The organism is Actinoplanes sp. NPDC026670 (assembly GCF_040638175.1).
GTDB lineage: Bacteria > Actinomycetota > Actinomycetes > Mycobacteriales > Micromonosporaceae > Actinoplanes.
Genome location: NZ_JBEZXU010000219.1, coordinates 1 through 1,052, shown reverse-complemented (window position 1 = coordinate 1,052; position 1,052 = coordinate 1). Strand labels below are relative to the sequence as shown.

Sequence of the window (1,052 nt, the reverse complement as noted above, 5' to 3'; positions counted from 1 at the left end):
GCCAGCAGAATCAGTGCGTGGTGTAGGCGTAGCTGGGTGCGCCACTGTGGAAAGGTCATAGCGAGGTCGCGGCGGAACATCCGGGACAGGGTGCGGTCGCTGGCCCCCACCTCACGGCCGAGTTCCGCGAGCGTACGGTTGTCGCCCGGGTCGGCCTGCAAGATGGCGCACACGGTGCGCAGCACGGGCTCGGTGGGGGTTGGCACGTGCAGCGGTTGCTGGGGAGAGGCCCGGAGTTGGTCGAGCAGCACGGCGCGCAGCCGGGCCCGTTCTGGGCTGTCTCCGCTTCCGTCGCCCGCATAGGCGATGATCAGTTCGCATAGCAGCGGGCCGACGGTCAGCACGGTCGGAGTGTCCAGGCCGAGCGGGTTGTCCGATGCCGGCAACCCGACCAGGTGCAGGTCCAGTTCGCCGTATGCCCGGTGGGCGTGCACCGTTCCGGCCGGCACCCAGATGGCGCGCGTGCCCGGCGCGACCCAGGAACCTTCGTCGGTCGTGACGGACAGCACCCCGCGGGTGGCGTAGACGATCTGGTGATCGTCATGACGGTGCGCGTCGATCTGGCCCCCGGACGCGAGCCGTTGAGTACGCGTGGGGGCCACCGGGGCGTGGCGTATTTCCGTCATTGGTTGGCAGATTATCGGAAGCCCGACAGGGTGGCGAGTTGGAACCATCGCTGAGTGCGAAGGAGAACCTCAATCACCCTGCTCTCCGTTGGCCATGCCTGCGTCGACATCTACCAGGGCACCGTCGCGGCTCTGGTGCCGTTGTTCGTCGCGGAACGGGCTTACACCTACGCGGCGGCATCTGGCTTCGTGCTCGCTGCGTCACTGCTGTCTTCGGTGGCGCAGCCGGTGTTCGGCGCGCTCACCGACCGGTGGGCAATGCCCTGGCTGCTGCCCGTCAGCACCATGCTGGGCGGGGTGGGTATCGCACTGAGCGGACTGAGCGGTAACTACACACTCACTCTCTTCTTCGTGGCGGTCTCCGGCATCGGCGTGGCCGCCTACCATCCCGAATCCGCGCGGATCGCTCGCGAAGCCAGCGAGGGC

General features: G+C 67.9%; 1 protein-coding gene and 1 pseudogene. One reads left to right on the top strand and one right to left on the bottom strand.

The annotated features are described in order from the left end of the window. Window positions 1–626 (bottom strand): helix-turn-helix transcriptional regulator (locus AB0E94_RS53235; RefSeq protein WP_360344678.1); only part of this gene is annotated, 626 nt, incomplete at its 3' end. A gap of 54 nt (window positions 627–680) precedes the next feature. On the opposite strand from AB0E94_RS53235, the pseudogene AB0E94_RS53230 reads away from it, so the two are divergent. After that, window positions 681–1,052 (top strand): annotated as a pseudogene (locus AB0E94_RS53230) (MFS transporter); the annotation flags it as partial.